21 protein-coding genes are annotated in these 21380 nt (G+C 55.6%); 10 read left to right on the top strand and 11 right to left on the bottom strand.

Annotated elements, in window-relative coordinates:
- Positions 1-42: 42 nt before the first annotated feature.
- Positions 43-396, top strand: coding sequence for a DUF1428 domain-containing protein (locus tag AC3WS9_RS16600; protein ID WP_282492604.1), 354 nt, complete (start codon positions 43-45; stop codon positions 394-396).
- A gap of 30 nt (positions 397-426) precedes the next feature.
- Here the strand turns inward: AC3WS9_RS16600 and AC3WS9_RS16595 are convergent, their stop codons facing one another.
- Positions 427-1986, bottom strand: coding sequence for an EAL domain-containing protein (locus AC3WS9_RS16595; protein WP_285153367.1), 1560 nt, complete (start codon positions 1984-1986; stop codon positions 427-429).
- Positions 1987-2080: 94 nt separating this feature from the next.
- Here AC3WS9_RS16595 and AC3WS9_RS16590 point away from each other — a divergent pair, with 94 nt between their 5' ends.
- Positions 2081-2800, top strand: a complete 720-nt coding sequence (locus AC3WS9_RS16590) for a GntR family transcriptional regulator (protein WP_282492602.1) — start codon at positions 2081-2083, stop codon at positions 2798-2800.
- Here the strand turns inward: AC3WS9_RS16590 and AC3WS9_RS16585 are convergent.
- Entirely contained in the window at positions 2788-3987 is a 1200-nt protein-coding gene (locus tag AC3WS9_RS16585) for an enolase C-terminal domain-like protein (protein ID WP_492489400.1), read from the bottom strand. The two genes, AC3WS9_RS16590 and AC3WS9_RS16585, sit on opposite strands and share 13 nt — an antisense overlap.
- 278 nt (positions 3988-4265) lie before the next feature.
- On the opposite strand from AC3WS9_RS16585, the gene AC3WS9_RS16580 reads away from it, so the two are divergent.
- The 3 genes from AC3WS9_RS16580 to ykgO all read left to right on the top strand — a co-directional run bounded on the left by AC3WS9_RS16580 (position 4266) and on the right by ykgO (position 6136).
- A complete protein-coding gene (locus AC3WS9_RS16580; RefSeq protein ID WP_285145190.1) occupies positions 4266-5642 on the top strand; it encodes a PTS transporter subunit EIIC in 1377 nt (458 codons plus the stop codon).
- A 90-nt stretch (positions 5643-5732) separates the two neighbouring features.
- Positions 5733-5993 carry a type B 50S ribosomal protein L31 gene (locus tag AC3WS9_RS16575; RefSeq protein ID WP_095281030.1) on the top strand — a complete coding sequence of 87 codons (261 nt, stop codon included), beginning with the start codon at positions 5733-5735 and terminating at the stop codon, positions 5991-5993.
- A 2-nt stretch (positions 5994-5995) separates the two neighbouring features.
- The gene (ykgO, locus tag AC3WS9_RS16570) at positions 5996-6136 is read left to right on the top strand and encodes a type B 50S ribosomal protein L36 (RefSeq protein ID WP_003859006.1); all 141 of its coding nucleotides are present in this window, start codon (positions 5996-5998) and stop codon (positions 6134-6136) included.
- Here ykgO and AC3WS9_RS16565 read toward each other — a convergent pair.
- Positions 6133-6843 (bottom strand): GNAT family N-acetyltransferase, encoded by a 711-nt coding sequence (locus tag AC3WS9_RS16565; protein ID WP_492489394.1) that lies wholly within the window; start codon positions 6841-6843, stop codon positions 6133-6135. The two genes, ykgO and AC3WS9_RS16565, sit on opposite strands and share 4 nt — an antisense overlap.
- Positions 6844-6943: 100 nt before the next feature.
- Between AC3WS9_RS16565 and pdxR the strand changes: the two genes are divergently transcribed.
- Positions 6944-8401: a MocR-like pyridoxine biosynthesis transcription factor PdxR gene (gene pdxR / locus AC3WS9_RS16560; protein WP_492489392.1), complete on the top strand. Its 1458-nt coding sequence runs from the start codon at positions 6944-6946 to the stop codon at positions 8399-8401.
- On the opposite strand, the gene AC3WS9_RS16555 is transcribed toward pdxR, so the two are convergent.
- The 6 genes from AC3WS9_RS16555 to acrA all read right to left on the bottom strand — a co-directional run bounded on the left by AC3WS9_RS16555 (position 8373) and on the right by acrA (position 15225).
- Positions 8373-8840, bottom strand: coding sequence for a YlaC family protein (locus AC3WS9_RS16555; RefSeq protein ID WP_282492597.1), 468 nt, complete (start codon positions 8838-8840; stop codon positions 8373-8375). The genes pdxR and AC3WS9_RS16555 overlap by 29 nt on opposite strands.
- A gap of 117 nt (positions 8841-8957) precedes the next feature.
- Positions 8958-9509 carry a maltose O-acetyltransferase gene (gene maa / locus AC3WS9_RS16550; RefSeq protein WP_285145187.1) on the bottom strand — a complete coding sequence of 184 codons (552 nt, stop codon included), beginning with the start codon at positions 9507-9509 and terminating at the stop codon, positions 8958-8960.
- A gap of 215 nt (positions 9510-9724) precedes the next feature.
- Positions 9725-9943, bottom strand: a complete 219-nt coding sequence (gene hha / locus AC3WS9_RS16545) for a hemolysin expression-modulating protein Hha (protein WP_012016344.1) — start codon at positions 9941-9943, stop codon at positions 9725-9727.
- A 27-nt stretch (positions 9944-9970) separates the two neighbouring features.
- The gene (gene tomB / locus AC3WS9_RS16540) at positions 9971-10345 is read right to left on the bottom strand and encodes an Hha toxicity modulator TomB (RefSeq protein WP_282492595.1); all 375 of its coding nucleotides are present in this window, start codon (positions 10343-10345) and stop codon (positions 9971-9973) included.
- 514 nt (positions 10346-10859) lie between these two features.
- Complete coding sequence (gene acrB / locus AC3WS9_RS16535) at positions 10860-14009, bottom strand: multidrug efflux RND transporter permease subunit AcrB (protein WP_282492594.1); 3150 nt, start codon at positions 14007-14009, stop codon at positions 10860-10862.
- A gap of 22 nt (positions 14010-14031) precedes the next feature.
- Positions 14032-15225 carry a multidrug efflux RND transporter periplasmic adaptor subunit AcrA gene (acrA, locus tag AC3WS9_RS16530; protein WP_282492593.1) on the bottom strand — a complete coding sequence of 398 codons (1194 nt, stop codon included), beginning with the start codon at positions 15223-15225 and terminating at the stop codon, positions 14032-14034.
- 142 nt (positions 15226-15367) lie between these two features.
- Between acrA and acrR the strand changes: the two genes are divergently transcribed.
- Both acrR and mscK read left to right on the top strand, forming a co-directional pair.
- The gene (gene acrR / locus AC3WS9_RS16525) at positions 15368-16021 is read left to right on the top strand and encodes a multidrug efflux transporter transcriptional repressor AcrR (RefSeq protein WP_285145186.1); all 654 of its coding nucleotides are present in this window, start codon (positions 15368-15370) and stop codon (positions 16019-16021) included.
- Between the two features lie 107 nt (positions 16022-16128).
- Positions 16129-19482, top strand: a complete 3354-nt coding sequence (mscK, locus tag AC3WS9_RS16520; RefSeq protein WP_492490342.1) for a mechanosensitive channel MscK — start codon at positions 16129-16131, stop codon at positions 19480-19482.
- A gap of 45 nt (positions 19483-19527) precedes the next feature.
- Here the strand turns inward: mscK and rsmS are convergent, their stop codons facing one another.
- Positions 19528-19683: a pleiotropic regulatory protein RsmS gene (gene rsmS, locus AC3WS9_RS16515; protein ID WP_285145185.1), complete on the bottom strand. Its 156-nt coding sequence runs from the start codon at positions 19681-19683 to the stop codon at positions 19528-19530.
- Between the two features lie 12 nt (positions 19684-19695).
- Positions 19696-20223, bottom strand: a complete 528-nt coding sequence (gene priC, locus AC3WS9_RS16510; protein WP_285153375.1) for a primosomal replication protein N'' — start codon at positions 20221-20223, stop codon at positions 19696-19698.
- Between the two features lie 50 nt (positions 20224-20273).
- Here priC and AC3WS9_RS16505 point away from each other — a divergent pair, with 50 nt between their 5' ends.
- Complete coding sequence (locus AC3WS9_RS16505) at positions 20274-20651, top strand: DUF454 family protein (protein ID WP_100777368.1); 378 nt, start codon at positions 20274-20276, stop codon at positions 20649-20651.
- A gap of 153 nt (positions 20652-20804) precedes the next feature.
- A complete protein-coding gene (gene apt / locus AC3WS9_RS16500) occupies positions 20805-21356 on the top strand; it encodes an adenine phosphoribosyltransferase (RefSeq protein ID WP_010428187.1) in 552 nt (183 codons plus the stop codon).
- The last annotated feature ends 24 nt before the right edge of the window (positions 21357-21380 follow it).

The raw sequence follows: 21380 nt of genomic DNA, 5'->3' as shown, positions 1-21380 counted from the left end.
GGTCACACCGGTGGCCGCATCATCACTTCGGAGGTTTGACTCATGAAGTATGTCGATGGTTTTGTGGTCGCTGTTCCCGCGGAAAATAAGGAGGCTTATCGCGAGATGGCAGCGAAAGCGGCCCCGTTGTTCAAAGAGTTTGGTGCGTTACGGATCGTGGAGTGCTGGGCTGACGATGTCCCTGATGGCAAACAGACCGATTTTCGCATGGCGGTAAAAGCCGAAGAGGGCGAAGAGGTGGTCTTTAGCTGGATTGAATATCCCTCGAAAGCCGTTCGCGATGAGGCGAATAAAAAGCTGATGTCCGACCCGCGCATGAAAGAGTTCGGCGAGTCGATGCCCTTTGACGGCAAACGGATGATCTACGGCGGATTCGCGCCGCTGCTGGACGAGTAATCGCTGCGCCCGGCGAGACTGGCCGGGCTTTTACTCGGGATCGAGATTGTTTTCCGCCCACATGATGAATTCCACTTTTGGCATCGCTTTACTGTAGAGCCACCCCTGGCCGTACTGCACGCCGTGACGGCGCAGCCACTCCAGCTGTCCTTCCGTTTCAATCCCTTCGGCGACCATCGCCATCTTCAGTGACTTCGCCATCTCGATAATGTGCGGGGTCACGTTTTTGTACTCCAGCGCATCGACGAAGGACTTGTCGATTTTGAGGGTGTCCACGTCCAGATCCTGCAAATAGCTGAGGCTCGAATAACCTGTACCAAAGTCGTCGATATAGACCGGATGGCCGGAACGGCGCAGGCTGGCCACGGCCGGGGCGCTGATTTTCGGGTCGGCAAAGCCGCGTTCGGTCAGTTCCAGCGCGATCTGCTGCGGTTTGATTTGCCACTGGTTCAGGAGACGGCTCAGCAGCGACGGCAGTTCGCCGCAGAACAGATCCGCAGGCGAGAGGTTGATGGAGATATGCTGATCCGGATAGTGGCGCAGCCATTCCCCCATGTCTTCAAACACTTTCTCGATCACCAGCCGGGTGAGGCGGGTGGTGAGCCCGGTCTGCTCGGCCAGTGGGATAAAGATGTTCGGCGACAGCATGCTGCCGTCCGGCTGCGGCCAGCGCACGAGGGCTTCGGCCCCGGTGATTTTGCCGGTATCCAGCGCCACAATCGGCTGATAGTGCACCACCAGCTCGCGGGCGTTGATCGCATCCAGCAGGCGATAGCGCGGGGATTGCAGGCGGCGCAACACGCGCATGATAAACGCGGCGGCCACAATGCTGATTAACGCGCCAAAGGGCAGCCAGAACAGCAGCTGCTGGTGCCAGCTCTCTTTTAACGGGACAAGAGAAGCCCAGGCGACCACGGCATAGCGCAGCTCCGGCACATCCTTCACCACATACATGGACCCTTTGTGCTGAAGTTGCGTGAGATGCTGGCCATGGAGTTGACTCCAGACGTCCTGATTCAGTGGGTTACTGCTGGCGAAAACCACACCGCTGTCCTCACCGACCAGGGCGGCTTCAATCGGCCAGGAGCCAAAGGGGATCACATCAATCAGGGAGGCGGGGTCGATCACCACCATGTAGTGACCCTTTCCCAGCACCAGCATAAACCGCTTAAAGCCGAGATCGTTTTGTTGCGTCAGCCAGGCGCTGTAGCCGTCGACGGTGACGCGTGCCGGTGGCGGGAAGCGGGCGGCGTTGCTAACTTGCTCTAGGGACGAGCAGACGGGTTTTTGGTCATCGACATACATCACTTCCTGCACGTAGCGCAGGGAGTACGCCACCCGGCGCATCTGCAGCAGATGTTCGTGGCTGCAGGGGACATCCTGAAATTCGTTAAGCTGGTTGAGGGCTGTTTTACCCTGGCCCACTACGCGCTCTGCGCGGATCAGCACGCGCTCGGAGTAGCGGTCAAGGGCGGCGACAAAGGTATCTTCCGCCTGGCGATGGGCCAGCCAGACGCTCAGGCAGATGGGGATCAGCACGGCAATGATCAGAACACCGGTCACCAGGCTGACCAGTTGGCGAGTTGTCATGCTTGGGTTTCCTTTCTGATCCGCTGATTTAGATTACCGCCGAATAATAATCTTATAGTATGCGGCAGAGTTTGATTTCATTCAGGTAAGGCCAATGAAAAAAAAAGAGTTTGTGACGCAAGACCTGCTGAGCAAAATTTACCAGGATACGACTCCCGGACCCCGAAAATTGTCTCCGGAAAGGCAGCTCGCCGAGGAGTACGGCGTGTCACGCTTCACCATTCGTCAGGCGCTGGAAAAGCTGGTCAGCATCGGGGTGGTGCGGATTGTGCAGGGTTCGGGGATCTGGATCAACGAGCAAGCGCGTAATAATCCTCTGGTTTATAACTCGATCACCGAGAAACGCTTCGATCAGATCCGATACCGGATGATCAGCCTGCATAAAACGCGGCCCGATCGCGCGGCGCAGCAGATTTTTGGCATCGACGAGGAGAGTTTTATCTGGCACTTCTGCCGTCTGCGCTACGTTGATGACGCGCCGGTACAGCTTGAAGTGTCCAGCATGCCGGTGGCGGATTTTCCCGATCTTAATCAGCAGGCGATTGAGCGCTCCATCCAGCAGTACGTTCTGAGCAAAGGTTTCACCATTTCCCATATGCTGACCACCTATCGCGCGGTGAGCGTCAGCCGTGAACAGGCGGTGATGCTGGGCTGCAAGAAGGGCAGCCCGGCGATGCACATCAACAACCGCGGCATTCTGGACGGGGGACGCGTGTTTGAGGTGAGCGATATTATCGACATCAACTACACCTGTACCTACGTCATCCCCTGGAACCGCGACAACTTAGCCTGGCGGCAAAATCAGGGCGTGTGAATCGCGCCGTCGGGCAGGCGGCTTTGCGTCCACTCGTGCGGGCGATAGACCACCGGATGGGCCAGCGCCAGCTCCTCAACGAAGCCCACGCCGATTCCCGCTGCCTCTGGCGGATAGACAAATCCCTCTTTCGCGACGGGGGCGCCAGGGAAAACCGCGTCCGTGGTGGCGGAGCGGGGAATAAATTCCTGAATCGCCGCATTGTGCAGATGAATATTCAGATGGGTATTCACCGCCACGCCGATCGGGGTCATATCGCCCGGCCCGTGCCACGCCAGACGCACACCAAAAGCCTGACACAGATGCGCCAGCTTGATGGCCGGGGTGATGCCGCCGATTTGCGAGACGTGGCAGCGGATGAAGTCGATGCGGCGATTGACGATCAGGTCGTGCCATTCCGCCGGGTTATTGAACAGCTCGCCCAACGCCAGCGGGACGCAGCTTTGCTGGCGGATCTGCTCCAGCCAGGCGGTTTGCTGCGGCGGTAAAATATCTTCGATGAAATAGGGCTGGAACGGCTCAAGCTGTTTCGCCAGTTGAACGGCCTGCTGCGGGAACAGTCGTTCGTGAACATCGTGGAGAATATGCAGCTTCCAGCCGTATTTTTCCCGCAGCGCGCGGAACATCTCGACGGTATTCGCCATGTACTCCTGCTGATCGAACCAGGCACCGGGCGTTGGATTATCCGGGGCGTGCAACGCCGACGGTGTGCCGCCGTAAAAGCCGAGCTGGCAGCGAATATGGCGATAGCCCTGGGCCAGCAGTTTATCCACCGAAGCGAACAGTTCTTCCAGCGTTTCGCCGCTGGCGTGGCTGTAGGCGGGGATGGCATCACGGGATTTGCCGCCGAGCAGCTGATAGAGCGGCATGCCCGCCAGCTGGCCTTTGATATCCCACAGCGCCATATCGACCCCCGATATCGCGTTGTTCATCAGCGGGCCGTTACGCCAGTAGGCGTTGACGTTCATCATCTGCCACAGATCTTCGATGTTGTTCGCATCGCGCCCGATGAGCAGCGGCTTCAGGTACTCATCCACCAGGGTTTTGACCGCCAGCGGGCGCTGCTGAAAGGTGGCGCAGCCGTGCCCGGTGACGCCATTGTCGGTGGTCACGCGCACCGTCACCAGATTATGTCGGTCCGGTCGGGTAATAAAACATTCGATATTTTTAATCATCACAGGCGTCACGAAATAACTCCTTGGGGGCTCTGTGGGAATAGGTTATGGGGAATATCATCACCCTAAAAATGTTGGCGGGTAAACCGTTTTTTTGACTATTTATTTTGGTCAGGTATTTAACGGTAAAGTAATTAAAAACCAGACCAATCTAAAACTTTCACGGTGTTGGTCTCTTTTTAAATGGCTAACTGTGAGCGATGTCAAATTTTATTGGTTTGTTTTGTTGTGAGGGTTTAATTATCCTCGTGGCAACATTAAAACGACAACAACACCCGGCAGGAGTTTTTATGGGGACGCAAGAAGCCATCAATAATATTATTCGTCTGGTCGGCGGCCAGGGGAATATCAATAAAGTCTGGCACTGCATGACGCGCCTGCGCTTTGATCTGATTGACGATAATAAAGTGGATCAAACTGAGATTAAAAAACTGCCCGGCGTGCTGGGCGCGCAGCTGCAAAGCGATCAGTTTCAGGTGATTATCGGGCCGAAGGTGAACAGCTGGTACGAGCAAATGCTGAACGTACTGGGAAATCACGAGGAGGCGGCTCCGGCGGCGACCAAAGGGCGTAAGAGTCTGGTATCGCTGTTTATGGATACGGTCTCGGGCGTGTTTGGCCCAATCGTACCGGCGATTGCCGGGGCGGGGATGATCAAAGGTCTGCTGGCCGGGCTTATCGCCCTGAAAGTGGTTTCGGCGAAAAGCGACACGGTGATGGTGATCGATCTTATCGCCAGCGGCGTGTTCTACTTCCTGCCGTTTTTCCTCGCGGTCTCGGCGGCGAAGATCTTCAAAACTAACGAATATCTGGCGGCAGCCGTCGCGGCCTGCCTGATGTATCCGTCACTGATCGAGGCGGCGAAAGCGCTGGCGACTCATCAGGAGGGCGCAGTCAGCGCCATCTGGCTGCTGGATGTGATCCCGGTGTCGGTCTTTAACTACGCCTCCAGCGTCATTCCGGTGATCTTCTCCATTCTGGCGCTGAGTTACATTCACCGCTGGGTGGACAGTATCATGCCCGACGTGCTGAAAACGGTCTTTACCCCGACGCTGACGCTATTCCTCGGCGCGCTGGCGGCGCTGGTGGTGATCGGGCCGATTGGCATCTGGCTGGGTAAAGGGCTGGCGCTGTTTATCGAGGGGCTGTTTGGCGTGTCGGCGAGTTTTGCCGGGCTGGTGGTGGGCGCGATTCGTCCGGTGGCGATCCTCACCGGGATGCACCACGCGATGACGCCGATTGCGCTGCAAAACTTTAGCGATCGCGGGTACGACATGCTGATGCCAATGATGTTTATGGCCAACATGGCGATTGCCGGGGCGACCTTTGCGATCTGGCGTTTGAGCCGCGATCGCCAGGAGAGAACGGTCACTCTGTCAGCGGCGATCTCTGCCCTGCTCGGGATCACGGAACCGGCGCTGTTTGGGGTTCTCACACGCTACAAAAAAGCGTTCATCGCGGCGACGATCGCCAGCTCGCTGGCCTCGGCATTCATTGCCTTCTTCGGCGTGCGTCTTTACGGCTACATCCTGTCGAGTATTTTCAGTCTGCCTGCCTATATCGGGCCGTACTTTGTCTTTGCCCTGGCGGGGGTGGTGATGGCGCTGGTGCTGTCGTTTGTCCTCACGACCATGCTGGTGGGAAAAGAACAGGCGCAAGAAAAGTAAGCGAAACCCTCGCCTCGCGGCGGGGGTTGTTTTTTGTTCTGGACTCGGATACGATTCTGTTATGTTATAACAAAACATGACGAGTTGACCATGAAAGCAGATATCCATCCGTACTACCGCACCGTCGTTTTTCACGACACCAGTGCCAACGAATATTTTAAAGTAGGCTCGACCATTAAAACCGATCGCGAAATCGAACTCGACGGCGAGACGTTCCCGTACATCACCATCGAGGTCTCGTCGAAATCGCACCCGTATTACACCGGTAAGCAGAAAACCTTCTCGACCGAAGGCAGCGCGGCCCGTTTCCGTCAGCGTTTTGGCGGTTTCATTAATGCGAAGCGAGGTTAATCATGCAGGTACTTAACTCGCTGCGCAGTGCCAAACAACGCCACCCGGACTGTCAGATTGTGAAACGCAAAGGCCGCCTGTACGTGATCTGCAAATCTAACCCGCGCTTTAAAGCGGTGCAGGGACGTAAGAAAAGACGTTAATTGAACTCCTTTCGCCAATTTTCCAGGGATCTTAACTGCTTGCCGTCGGCGCTGAAATTGTCGGCGGCAAGCCAGTTCTGGAAGGCGCGATCCAGCGCTTTCCACTCCGTATCAATAATTGAAAACCAGTCGGTGTCGCGGTTGTGGCCTTTGACCACCAGCGCCTGACGAAAACGCCCTTCATACTGGAACCCTAAACGCAGCGCCGCCCGGCGCGACGGCTCATTCAGGCTGTTACATTTCCACTCAAAGCGACGATAGCCCAGCTCATCAAACACGTAGCGCATCAGCAGATACTGCGCCTCCGTGGACATCGGCGTGCGGCTCAGCAGCGGGGAAAAATGCACATGGCCCACCTCAATCACGCCATTTTTCGGGTCGATACGCATCAGCGCCAGCGTGCCGACCGGCGCGTTGGTGCGGTTGTCGATCACCGTGAAATGCATCGGATCGGCGAGCTCACAAACGCTCTCGACCCAGGCGGTAAACGCTTCTGCGTTCGCATCCGGCTCGCGCAGCAGCCACGTCCAGCTCCGGGTATCTTCCGCCAGCTGGTAGGCGGCAAACAGCGCGGCGGCGTGCTCCGGACGTAACGGCGTCAGCGAGCAATAGTGCCCCTTAAGTTCCACGCGCTCCGGATGCTGGCGCGGCTGCCAGTCGAGTAGTTCCTCGCCCACGGGCTGCCCAAACTGATTGAATTGGTTCATGTTGATTCTCGTTGGCTTAAGTTGAAGCTCAGAGTAAGGAAATTGTGGTTCTGCAAAAAGGTCCACCTGAGTGTGTTATGGTGGTACCACGGAGGGCGAGATGAACATACCAGGCGACGACTTTTACGCATTAATCACTCAGGCGCTGCAAAGCCGCGGGTCCGGGACGCTCCAGCGCGCGCTGTATCGCGCCTTGCGCGAGGCGATTTTGAGCGGCAGATTGCAGGCTGACAGCCGCCTGCCGGGCTCGCGGCTGATCGCTTCCCAGCTGGCGGTTTCCCGCAACACGGTCAACGCCGCGCTGGAACAGCTGACGCTCGAAGGCTATTTGCTTCGCAGTCGCCAGGGGACGCGGGTGGCGCATCTGGGGCATCGCGATGCCAGGCAGTCGCCGCCCGCACTGGATGTGACGCTCGCCAGCCGGATGGCCTCTCTTCCCGCGCCGACACCGCGCGGCACACCGGTTCCCGCGTTCACGCCCGGGACACCGGCGATTAACTATTTCCCGCTGCCGCTCTGGCGACGACTGTACGATCGCGTGCTGCGGGAAGAGGGCAGCGCGCTGCTGGGGTACGGATCGCCGGCGGGGGAGTTGTCTTTGCGCGGGGCGATCGCGAGGCATCTTGCCCTGTCGCGCGGGATTCAGTGCGATGCCAGCCAGATTGTGATTACCGAAGGGGCGCTGGAAGGGGTGAGCCTCTGCACGCAGCTGTTGAGCGAGGCGGGGGATATCGCCTGGACCGAAGATCCGGGTTATGCCGGGGCGAAAAGCGTGTTTGCCAAATCGGGCCTGACAATGGTCGGGATGCCGGTCGATGAAGAGGGGATGCGTCTTGAGACGCAGGAGCACTCGCCGAAACTGATCTTCACCTCGCCCTCGCATCAGTTCCCCTATGGAAGCGTATTGAGCATCAACCGTCGCCTGGCGCTGCTGGAGTTTGCTCGTCAGCATAACGCGTGGATTATTGAAGACGATTACGACAGCGAGTTTCGCTACAGCGGTGAGCTGGTTCCGGCGATGATGGGCATGCAGGATAACCCGCCGGTGGTCTATCTGGGGACCTTCAGCAAAACGCTGTTTCCGTCACTGCGCACCGGATTTATGGTGCTGCCGAAGGCGCTGGCTCACGCCGCACATCCAGCGATCGGTTCGCTGCTGCGCGGCGGGCATCGGGCTGAGCAGCGGACGCTGGCGCTGTTTATCGAAGAAGGGCATTACGCGCGACATCTGGCGGCGATGCGTCGGCTGTATCGCAAGCGTTACCGACAATTACGCGAGGCGCTGGCCGCAGAACTGCACACTCCGCACCGGGTGTTGGCCGGCGAGGGCGGGATGCATCTGACCGTTGCTATTGATGGCGTGGATGATACGGCGATTGTGCAGCAGGCAAAACAGTATCAGTTGGGCCCGGCTGCCCTGAGCGGCTATTACCTGGATACGCAGCGGGGACAAACCGGTCTGGTGCTGGGATACGGGAATACGTCGGCGTCGCAATTTGCGCCTGGGATCAGGCGCTTGCAGAGACTGATTACGCAGTGGCAGGACGAGAAAGGGTAAACACGTCGTAGAACGACAGTTCGCCTTTGGTGGAGATCATCTTCTGCAGTTTGGCCTTTTGCGCCTCTTCCACGTTCGGCGAGTGCAAAATATTGCTGATCAGTTCCGACGGCACATAGCGCGTGTTGTACCACTCGCCGTTGTAGCAGACGCGGAAGTCCAGCACGTCGATATCTTCGTAGCGATAGCGAGGATTAACGTCGAAGAAGAAAAAGGCGTTGAAGACGATGAATAACACCACCAGCAGCCAGACCGAGTCGATCAGCGTTTCAGACAGCAGCATGACGACCAGCGTCGCCAGCAGCGCGGCATACATCGCTAAAAACAGGCCAGGGTGTTTACGGATAAAGCTGATGCTAAAGCGCGGGCGATTATCGCGCTTTTCGCGGGAGTTCAGATCGTCGATGGTTTCAGTAAGCAGGCGCTGTATCTCTGTCATTTATAACCTTCATGAATTTTGCAAAATACAGGGGATCTGCCCATTTTAGGGGAGCGGAGGAGGTGAAAGAAGTAACAGTTATGGGCATAAAAACCATAACAGTTACCGATTTCAGGCTTAAAGCGTTTTGATGATCTTAGCCGGGTTTCCGCCGACGACGACGTTCGCCGGAACGTCTTTCGTGACCACAGCACCGGACGCCACGACCACGTTATCACCGATAGTTACGCCGGGGTTAATGACCGCGCGGCCACCAATCCAGACATTATGACCGATAGTCACCGGTTTACCCAATTCAGCGCCGCTATTGCGTTCCGTCGCATCGAGCGGATGGGTGGCGGTATAAATATGCACGCCTGGCGCCAGCATACAATTATCACCGATATGAATCGGGCAGACGTCCAGCATCACGCAGTCGAAATTCGCGTAGAACGCTTTGCCGAGGAAAATGTTATAGCCGTAATCGCAGCGAAAACTTGGCTCAATATACGCGCCTTCGGCCTGGCCGAGGAGTTCAGTCAGCAGCGTGCTGCGTTCTGCTTTGGCATCGGGGCCGGTGTGGTTGTAGCGGTGAACCAGATGGCGAGCGCGCAGACGATCTGCCCGCAATGTTTCGTCAGAGGGGCGATATAGCTCACCGGCAATCATCTTTTGTTTTTCTTCACTCATGGGACACCTCACTGGAATACTCTTTGCGCCATAGCGTAAAGAACCTCACCGTGAAAGGGAACGTTCCCATTGGGCTGATGTGATGATAGTCACAACATTGTTGCCGACGTGCACATTTAGAACGATGGGTCTGTCTGTCACACAGGGATCGTAAATCGAAAGGTGAATTCAGCGTAAGAAGGTAACAATACAATCTTAAAAACAGAGTTCTGGAATTAACGGACAAATTTCCACACAGAAACAGGGATTTTGTCATACAGCTTATTCATGGTTAACTCGGCCAGACGGTGGTCGGCGGCTGAATAAAATACAGCCAGTTCATGATCGGGCAGCTCGTATTTATTTTTTTCAATAACACGTTCCAGGGTGTCCAGTGACTGGCAACGTCGCAAGCGCATCAAATAATCTGTCTTTGTTAATGGTTTATCAGACATAAATTCACCTTAGTATTTGTAATAATTTTAACAGGAGTGACTGACCGGGTTAGCTCTGCTCGCGTTGACGAAACAACGGAATAGGCGATTTCCCGATTTACGCCATTTTTGTAAATCCTGTGTGTTAATGCCATAACTGCTGAACAACATAAAGGTGTCGTCCAGATATTCATCAATTTGCTCAATCAATTTATTATCTTCATTGTACTTAATTTTATAATTAAGTGCGAAGGTTGCTATATGCTCAATGAGTTCATTGAGCTGCAAATTGATAGCGGAGGTCGGATCATTAACCCAGCCATGGTTACTTTCATCAAGATTGGCAAGGCAGTCATGGTACAAGGATTCGCAGAGAAATTTCAACTGCGCGATATCATGCCTTTTTGGCGAGTACTCGTCCATAGCGCATCCCCTTTTGAGTGATTCTTTACTCACCGAACATCAACGTCGGGATGGATACAACTAGCTTACCTTAACGGGTGCTTTTTCCTGATGTCTTTAACTATAAACCAGCCTGATCAAGATTTCACCGCGCTATTACGAAAAATTACAATTAAAACTTAAGCCACCAAACGTTGAGCGATTGTCCATCATTAATGGGGCCATTTTTAGCCTAATCAAGGCTGGCAATTTGGCTGCTACCTTAGGATTCATCAAGTTACCTTAAACTTTCGCATGAAATCAGGATTCGGACTTGTTGATTACACGACAAAATTAGCCAGGAATAATCCTAATATTCTTCCGCAGGAGATGAAATTAAAATTCGGCGTTTCATTGATTCACGAATTCATTAAACAACATACGCGTAATGAGGCTGACGTAAAATAAATAAACCAACAATAAGCGTAATTTATGATTTTGTTCAGACAAAGAAAAAGGCCGCAAATTGCGGCCTTTTTAGCATGTGAAACCGGTATCAGTGATGATCTACTGAGTGACTGTGTTCCACGTCTTCATTCTTACGGCTGAAGCGGCGGCGAACCACCACGAAGAACACCGGAACGAAGAAGATAGCCAGTACGGTTGCGGTAATCATCCCGCCCATTACACCGGTACCGACGGCGTTCTGCGCGCCGGAGCCTGCACCGGAGCTAATAACCAGCGGCATTACCCCGAGGATAAACGCCAGAGAGGTCATCAGAATTGGACGCAGACGCATACGTACGGCTTCAAGCGTTGCCTCAATCAGGCCCTTACCTTCTTTATCCATCAGATCTTTGGCGAATTCGACGATAAGTATCGCGTTCTTCGCCGACAAGCCAATGGTTGTCAGCAGGCCCACCTGGAAGTAAACGTCGTTGGTCAGGCCACGGAATGTCGCGGCCAGCAGCGCACCGATAACCCCCAATGGCACCACCAGCATGACCGAGAACGGAATCGACCAGCTCTCGTACAAGGCTGCCAGACACAAGAACACCACAATCAGCGAGATGGCGTACAGGGCAGGGGCCTGGTTACCGGACAGACGTTCCTGATAGGACATCCCCGTCCAGTCGTAGCCGATGCCGGAAGGCAGTTTCGCCGCCAGCTCTTCCATCAGGTTCATCGCTTCACCGGTACTTCTGCCTGGTGCTGCCTGACCGAGGATTTCCATCGACGGCAAGCCGTTGTAACGCTCCAGACGCGGTGAACCGTATTCCCAACGTGAGGTGGAGAAGGCGGAGAACGGAACCATCTGACCTTCGCTGCCGCGCACGTACCAGTTGTTGATATCGTTCGGCAACATACGGTATTGCGCTTCGGACATCACGTACACTTTCTTCACACGACCGCGGTCGATGAAGTCGTTGACGTAGCTACCGCCCCAGGCTGCGCCCAGTGTGGTATTGATGTCGCTGATAGAAACGCCCAGCGCCTGTGCTTTTTCCTGGTCGATATCGATCTTGTACTGCGGGGTATCTTCCAGGCCGTTAGGACGCACGCCGACCAGCAGGTCAGGATGTTTCGCCACTTCACCAAACAGCTGGTTACGTGCCTGAGTCAATTTTTCGTGACCCAAACCGCCCTGGTCAATCAGCTGGAAGTCGAAGCCGGTCGCGGTACCCAGTTCCACGATCGCTGGCAGGTTAAAGGCGAACACCATCGCATCTTTAATCTTCGAGAAGGTGCCCATTGCGCGACCGGTGATCGCTTCGACTTTGTTCTCTTCGCCTGGACGCTCGCTCCAGTCTTTCAGAGAGACGAAGGCAATACCGGTGTTCTGACCACGACCCGCAAAGCCAAAGCCGTTAACCGCAAACACGGATTCAACGTTCGCTTTCTCTTTGGTGAGGTAGTAATCGGTCACTTCATCCAGCACTTTCTGGGTACGCTCTTGCGATGCACCTGCCGGAAGCTGCGCCATAGTCAGGAACACGCCCTGGTCTTCGTCTGGCAGGAAGGAGCTTGGCAGACGAACGAACAGGAACGCCATGCCGACCACGATGATGATATAGAGCAGCAGATAACGACCGGTGCTGCGCAGGATGTTGCCCACGCTGTCGGTGTAGTGGTGCGTGCTCTTATCAAACATGCGGTTGAACCAGCCGAAGAAGCCTTTCTTGTTGTCGCCGTGATCGCCTTTCGCGACGGGCTTCAGCATGGTGGCACACAGGGCTGGCGTCAGGATCAATGCCACGAGAACCGACAGGGCCATCGCCGACACAATGGTGATGGAGAACTGACGGTAAATCGCACCGGTTGACCCGCCGAAGAAGGCCATTGGGATAAATACCGCCGACAGAACCATCGCGATACCGACCAGTGCGCCCTGAATCTGGCCCATTGATTTACGCGTCGCTTCCTTCGGCGGGAGCCCCTCTTCGGCCATCACACGCTCGACGTTTTCGACCACCACGATGGCGTCATCCACGAGCAAGCCGATGGCGAGCACCATCCCGAACATCGTCAGGGTGTTTATCGAGAAGCCGAATATCGCCAGTATGGCAAAGGTCCCCAACAGAACGACCGGTACCGCGATGGTTGGAATCAACGTCGCGCGGAAGTTTTGCAGGAACAGATACATCACCAGGAACACCAGGATGATCGCTTCGACCAGCGTTTTCACCACTTCGTGAATCGAGATCTTAACGAACGGGGTGGTGTCGTACGGATAAACAATTTTCAGACCTGACGGGAAGAACGGCTCCATTTTTGCCAGTTCTGCACGGATCGCGGTTGCGGTATCCAGCGCGTTCGCGCCGGTCGCCAGTTTAATCCCCAGACCGGAAGCCGGCTGGCCGTTAAACTTCGCCACGATGTCGTAGTTTTCACCGCCCAGTTCGACCTTCGCCACGTCGCGCAGGCGAACCTGTGAACCATCCTGATTCACTTTCAGCAGAATTTTACTGAACTCATCGGCGGAGGTCAGACGGGTCTGCGCGATGATCGAGGCGTTCAACTGCTGCCCTTTCACCGGCGGCGTGCCGCCTAACTGACCGGCTGCCACCTGGGCGTTCTGCGCTTTAATCGCGCTGATCACGTCCACCGGGGTCAGCTGGAAGTTGTTCAGTTTGTTCGGGTCCATCCAGATACGCATCGCGTACTGCGAACCAAACAGCTGCACGTCACCCACACCAGAAGTACGGCTGATGGCGTCCTTCATGTTGGCGCCCACGTAGTCGGAAATATCCTCCTGCGTCATGGTGCCGTTGGTATTGATAACGCCGACAACCATCAGGAAGCTACTGGAGGATTTCTCCACGCTCACGCCCTGCTGCTGGACTTCTTGCGGCAGTAACGGCATCGCCAGCTGCAGTTTGTTCTGCACCTGAACCTGCGCGATATCCGCATCGGTACCAGACTGGAAGGTCAGCGTGATCTGAACCGTACCGGTTGAGTCACTGTTGGAGGACATGTACATCAGGTTATCGATACCGTTCATGTTCTGTTCGATAACCTGTGTCACGGTGTCCTGCACCGTTTTTGCATCAGCCCCAGGATAGGTCGCGGTGATCGAAACGGCCGGTGGCGCAATCGTTGGATATTGCGCTACGGGCAGCTTCAGGATCGCCAGTCCCCCTGCAAGCATGATGATGATGGCGATCACCCATGCGAATATGGGGCGATCGATAAAGAAATTAGGCATGTCTTAACGGCTCCTGTTTAAGTTAAGACTTGGTTTGTTCTGACTGGCCACCGGCTGCGGCTTGTTGTTTATCGTCAGATTTGACTTCCTGGGCTTTCACCTGCGCGCCAGGACGTACTTTTTGCAAACCAGAGACAATCACGCGATCGCCATCTTTCAAACCGTCCGTCACCAGCCATTTGTCGCCAATCGCCTGCGTAGCAGTGATTTGACGCGTTTCGACTTTGTCATCCTTACCCACCACCAGCGCGCTGGCATCACCGCGCGGCGTACGTGTTACGCCCTGCTGTGGAACCAGAAGTGCGGTTGGGTTGGTGCCTTCTTCCAGACGGGCACGCACGAACATACCTGGCAACAGCGTGTGGTCAGGGTTCGGGAAGATAGCGCGTAAGGTGATAGAACCGGTGGTTTGATCGACGGTCACGTCAGAGAATTCCAGCGCGCCAGCCTGTGGGAACTTGATACCATCGTTGGTGACCAGCTCCACTTTGGCTTTGCCGTTTTCTTGTTTCAGCGCACCGCTTGCCAGCTCTTGTTTCAGACGCAGGAAATCGTTACTGGACTGCGTGACATCCACATAGATCGGATCAAGCTGCTGAACGGTAGCCAGCGCAGTGGCCTGTCCGTTCTGAACCAGCGCACCTTCTGTGACGGAAGATTTGCCAATGCGACCGCTGATAGGGGAGGTCACTTTGGTGTACGCCAGGTTAATGCGCGCCGTTTCAACCGCTGCTTTTGCCGCGAGTACCGCAGCGTTCGCCTGTTGAGAATCGGCCAGCGCCGTGTCGTAATCCTGTTGGCTGATGTACTGCGTGCCGAGCAGCTTTTTATAACGGTTCAGCGTCAGTTGGGAGATTTTGGCAGCCGCTTCGGCCTTCGCCAGATCGCCTTTCGCACTTTCGTACGCGGCCTGATAGGTTGCCGGATCAATCTGATATAGAGACACACCCGCTTCGATATCACCACCCTCGGTGAAGTTACGTTTCAGGATGATCCCGCTAACCTGAGGACGAACTTCCGCAACGCGGTAAGCGCTTGTACGGCCTGGTAATTCTGTGGTGATTTGAAGAGGTTCAGTTTTCAGCGTAACGACACCGACTTCTGGCATCTGCTGTGCTCCCTGTTGAGCCTGTTTCTCATCACATCCTGTAAGCGCTAAGCCGCCTGAGAGCATCAGAACGATCGCCAGAGGCGTTAACCCTCTGTTTTTGTTCATATGTAAACCTCGAGTGTCCGATTTCAAATTGATCAATGGATCAAAAGTCCGCAAACCCATTGCTGCGTTTATATTATCGTCGTGCTATGGTACATACATTCATAAATGTATGTAAATCTGACTCCTGTAAATTCATTGACGTATGGCACGAAAAACCAAACAACAAGCGCTCGAGACACGTCAACACATTCTGGATGTGGCATTACGTCTGTTTTCGCAGCAGGGGGTCTCTTCGACCTCTCTGGCGCAGATTGCTCAGGCCGCTGGCGTCACACGGGGAGCGATTTACTGGCATTTCAAAAACAAGTCAGATTTGTTCAGTGAAATTTGGGAGTTATCAGAATCCAGTATTGCCGATCTTGAGACTGAGTATCGGGCAAAATTCCCTGACGATCCACTCTCAGTATTGAGAGAAATTTTGGTTCATGTTCTTGAGGCGACAGTGATTGAGGAACGACGCCGCCTGATGATGGAGATCATCTTCCACAAATGCGAGTTTGTCGGCGAAATGGCCGTTGTACAACAGGCGCAGCGCAGCCTGTGCCTCGAAAGCTACGATCGCATCGAATATACGCTAAATCAATGTATTCAGGCTAACATGCTCCCGGCAAATTTGCTGACTCGTCGTACCGCTATTTTGATGCGCAGCTATATTTCCGGGCTGATGGAAAACTGGCTCTTCGCCCCCGAGTCGTTCGACCTGAGACAGGAGGCGCGCAATTACGTCGCCATTCTGCTGGAGATGTGCCAGTTCTGCCCGACGCTGCGCGGCGACCCTGATTCCCTTCCGGCCTGACTGGCGCCAGGAATTTTCCTGGACGCTGGCCTTCGCGCTATTCTGCCTGCACCTGCCGTGATATTCTTCGCGCCAGACTATTTCCGGTCATTTCTGACATCAAAATCATCACTATGCTGCACTACACACGCTCGCAAAACCCCGTTTTTGTCCTGATTTTCGCCGTGCTGTTTTTCTTCGCCACGGCTCCTGCCGTCCATGCCCGCGCTGACAACAACAGCGACGGTCCGACGCGGGCGGATATTCAGTCTCAGCTGGACACCCTGAACAAACAAAAAGAGCTGACGCCGCAGGAAAAGCTGGTGCAGGCCGATCTGGCCGAGACCATTGAGACGCTGGATAAAATCGAGCGCGTGAAAACAGAAACCACGCAGCTGCGTCAGAAAGTGACCGAAGCGCCGGACAAAATGCGTCAGGCGACGGCGGCGCTGAACGCCCTGAGCGACGTCGATAACGACGACGAAACCCGTAAAACCCTGAGCACGCTCTCCCTGCGCCAGCTGGAATCCCGCATGACCCAGGTGCTGGACGATCTGCAAACCGGGCAGAGCGATCTCGCCACCTACAACAGCCAGCTCGTCTCCCTGCAAACTCAGCCGGAACGCGTGCAGAACGCCATGTATTCGGCCTCGCAGCAGCTGCAGCAGATCCGTAACCGCCTGAACGGCACCACGGTGGGCGAAGGCGCGCTGCGTCCGACGCAGCAAACGCTGCTCCTGGCCCAGCAAACCTTGCTCAATGCGCAGATCGACCAGCAGCGTAAGAGCCTCGAAGGCAACACCATTTTGCAGGATACGCTGCAAAAACAGCGGGATTATGTCACCGCCAATATTAATCGCCTGGAGCATCAGCTCCAGCTGCTGCAGGAGGCGGTTAACAGCAAACGCCTGACCCTGACGGAGAAAACGGCGCAGGAAGCCGTCTCGCCGGACGAAACCACCCGCATCCAGAGTAACCCGCTGGTGAAGCAGGAGCTGGATATCAACCATCAGCTCAGCCAGCGTCTGATTCAGGCCACCGAAAGCGGTAACTCACTGGTTCAGCAAAATATCAAAGTGAAGAACTGGCTGGATCGCGCCCTGCAGGCCGAACGCAATATCAAAGAACAGATTGCGGTACTGAAGGGCAGCCTGCTGCTGTCGCGCATTCTGTATCAGCAGCAGCAGACGCTGCCGTCCGCCGACGAGCTGGAAGACATGACCAACCGCATCGCGGACCTGCGTCTGGAGCAGTTTGAGATCAACCAGCAGCGCGACGCGCTTTTCCAGAGCGACGCCTTTGTCGCCAAAGTGGAAGAGGGCCATACCAGCGAAGTGAACGACGAAGTCCACGACGCGCTGCTGCAGGTGGTGGATATGCGCCGCGAGCTGCTGGATCAGCTCAACAAACAGCTGGGCAATCAGCTGATGATGGCGATCAACCTGCAAATCAACCAGCAGCAGCTGGTGAGCGTCTCGAAAAGCCTGAAAGAAATTCTGACCCAGCAAATCTTCTGGGTGAACAGCAACAAACCGATGGACTGGGACTGGATTAAATCCTTCCCGGAGACGCTGAAATCCCAGATCAAGAGCATGAAAATCACCGTCAACTGGGAGAAAGCCTGGCCTGCGGTGATGATTGCGTTCCTCGCCGGTCTGCCGTTGTTGCTGATTGCGGGTCTGATCCGCTGGCGTCTGGGCTGGCTTAAAAAATACCAGGCCAAGCTCGCCCATGAAGTGGGACAGCTGCGCAATGACAGCCAGCTGCATACGCCGAAAGCAATATTGATCGATCTCATTCGCGCGCTGCCGGTGTGCCTGCTGATTCTGGCGGCGGGGCTGATCCTGCTGACGATGCAGCTCAACATCAGCGATCTGCTGTGGGCGTTCAGCAAAAAACTGGCCCTGTTCTGGCTGGTGTTTGGCCTGTGCTGGAAAGTGCTGGAAAAAGACGGCGTGGCGGTGCGTCACTTCAATATGCCGGAGCAGCTCACCAGCCACTGGCGCCGCCAGATTGTGCGCGTGAGCCTGGCGCTGCTGCCGCTGCACTTCTGGTCGGTCGTGGCCGAACTCTCGCCGCTGCATCTGATGGATGACGTCCTCGGCCAACTCGCCATTTTCCTCAACCTGCTGCTGATTGCCGTGCTGATGTGGCCGATGTGCCGCGACAGCTGGCGGGATAAAGAGTCGCATAACATTCGGCTGATCACCGTCACCGTGCTGGCGATTATTCCGCTGGCGCTGATGGTGCTCACCGCCACGGGCTACTTCTACACCACGCTGCGCCTGTCGGGCCGCTGGATCGAAACCGTCTATCTGGTCATTCTCTGGAACCTGCTGTATCAGACGGTACTGCGCGGTCTGAGCGTCGCGGCGCGCCGTATCGCCTACCGTCGTGCGCTGGCTCGTCGTCAGAATATGGTAAAAGAGGGCGCGGAAGGGGCGGAGCCGCAGGAAGAGCCGACCATCGCGCTGGAGCAGGTCAACCAGCAAACGCTGCGTATCACCATGCTGGTGATGGTGGCGCTGTTCGGCGTGATGTTCTGGGCGATCTGGTCTGACTTAATCACCGTGTTTGCCTATCTCGACAGCATCACGCTCTGGCAGTACAACGGCACCGAAGCCGGTGCGGCGGTGATGAAAAGCGTCACCATGGGCAGCCTGCTGTTTGCGCTGGTCTCCACCGTGGTGGCCTGGGCGCTGATCCGCAACCTGCCGGGTCTGCTGGAAGTGCTGATCCTCTCACGCCTCAACATGCGCCAGGGCTCTTCTTACGCCATCACCACCATTCTGAACTATGTGATTCTGGTGGTCGGGGCGATGACCGTCTTCGGCTCGCTGGGCGTCTCGTGGGATAAACTGCAGTGGCTGGCAGCGGCCCTGTCGGTCGGTCTCGGTTTTGGTTTGCAGGAGATCTTCGGGAACTTCGTCTCCGGCCTGATCATTCTGTTCGAACGCCCGGTGCGTATTGGTGATACGGTCACCATCGGCACCTTCTCCGGGACGGTCAGCAAGATCCGTATCCGCGCAACGACAATCACCGACTTTGATCGCAAAGAGGTGATCATCCCGAACAAAGCCTTCGTCACCGAGCGTCTGATCAACTGGTCGCTCTCCGACACCATCACCCGCGTGGTGATCCGCCTCGGCGTGGCGTATGGATCGGATCTGGACAAAGTGAAAGCGGTACTGTTGCAGGCCGCGACGGAGCATCCAAAAGTGATGCACGATCCGGCGCCGTCGGTGTTCTTCACCACCTTCGGGGCAAGCACCCTGGACCACGAGCTGCGTTTATACGTGCGTGAGCTGCGCGATCGCAGCTACGCGGTGGACGAACTGAACCGCACCATCGATCGTCTGTGCCGTGAGAACAATATCAATATCGCTTTCAACCAGCTGGAAGTTCACCTGCGAAATGAGAAGGGTGATGAGCATACGGAAGTGAAGCGTGAAGTGAAGGGCGATGACCCGACACCAGCTTGATCTTATTCCCTCTCCCACGGGGAGAGGGTTAGGGTGAGGGAGAAACTACGGCGCTGAGTCAGGACGTAACTTCCCCTCAAAATCCCGCCGCACAATCTCCAGCGCCTTTAAAACAGTCTCAGGCGCAAGGTCATGATTTTCCAGTAGCATAATGAGATCGACGGCCAGTTTGACTTCGTCGGGTGCGTTTTCCAGCGACATGTTTAGCTCCATTTAGCGGGTCATACGCGCAATCACGCGCTCTATCTCATCCAGCGCCTGACGGCAGCGGGCGAGTCGTCCTTCCAGGGCGGAAATTTCCCGCATCAAACGCTGCTGCTCTTCCAGGGTTTCGCTCCCTTTGAGCTGCTGTTCACGCTCGTTTTTCATCGCGTACAGGCGACGTTCAAAATCCTGATGTTCCAGTCGTTTGCGCTGCCATTTCGCTGCACCGGGCGAGGGCGTGTCCCAGGCGCGCAGCGGCCAGGCGGTCATCTCCCGGTGCAGGGCGGTGATCTGCTCTACCAGGTGCTCCGCCAGCCACGCCACCTGCTCGGTTTGCTGGCTCTCGACGGCGTGACGAAGCTCATCAAGGTTATGCTGGGCTTCATCAAGATAATCTTTTATCAGCGTACTGCGGGTACGAAACAACTGCCGGTCAAAGCGTGGCTTCAGCGTCGCATGCTGCAACAGCGGTGATGCCTGCGCGCGCAGGGCGATCAGCTGATTTTGCAGAGTCTCTAAAAGCAAGGCTGTTTTCAATACGCTCTCCAGTGGTAAAGTAGCCGTTCAGTTTGATAACGATTCGCATTATGAAGCGTACTATTTTAATCATCATTGGCTGGCTCGCGGTAGTGCTGGGTACGCTTGGCGTGGTTTTGCCGCTGCTGCCCACCACGCCCTTTATTCTGCTGGCGGCCTGGTGCTTTGCCCGCTCGTCGCCGCGTTTTCACCAGTGGCTGCTTTATCGCTCCTGGTTTGGCGGCTATCTGCGCCACTGGCAACAATACCGGGCGATGCCGCCCGGCGCAAAGCCTCGCGCAATTGCGGTGATCCTCGTGACCTTCGCCATTTCATTATGGCTGGTGAAGATGATGTGGGTGCGTATCCTGCTGCTGGTGATCCTCTCCTGTCTGCTTTTCTTCATGTGGCGAATCCCCGTCGTTGATGAAAAGCAACAAAAGCACTGATGGGCAATGATGGCTGTTGCAATTATCCCCCGCAGCCAGTAAATTCGACCGTTTTCGAGCACAGGTGCGCCTGGTCAAAAGTTAATCAATTGTTACTTTGACCACATGTTATGCGCGCCGTGAGTAACACCGTTTTTAACCAGGCATACATTTATGACCGCGACTGCGCAGCAGCTTGAATTTCTGAAAAACAGCATCAAAAGCATCCAGGACTATCCAAAACCTGGCATTCTTTTCCGTGATGTCACCAGCTTGCTGGAAGACCCGAAAGCGTACGCACTCAGCATTGAACTGCTGGTTGAGCGCTATAAAAACGCCGGGATCACCAAAGTAGTAGGCACGGAAGCGCGTGGCTTCCTGTTCGGCGCACCGGTTGCGCTGGCGATGGGCGTGGGCTTTGTGCCGGTACGTAAACCGCGCAAACTGCCGCGCGAAACCATTGCCGAGAGCTATGAGCTGGAATACGGCACCGATCAGCTGGAAATTCACGTTGATGCCATCAAACCGGGCGACAAAGTGCTGGTGGTGGACGATCTGCTGGCGACCGGCGGTACGATCGAAGCGACCGTGAAGCTGATCCGTCGTCTGGGTGGCGAAGTGACCGATGCGGCCTTCATCATCAATCTGTTCGATCTCGGCGGCGAACAGCGCCTGGAAAAACAGGGTATCACCAGCTATAGCCTGGTCCCTTTCCCGGGTCATTAATCCCTCTTCCCGCAACCTCGCCCA

It is taken from the genome of Lelliottia sp. EB106-05-01-XG201, assembly GCF_058791735.1.
The sequence above is the reverse complement of the archived record's forward strand: the minus strand, read 5'-3'. Positions and strand labels throughout refer to the sequence as shown.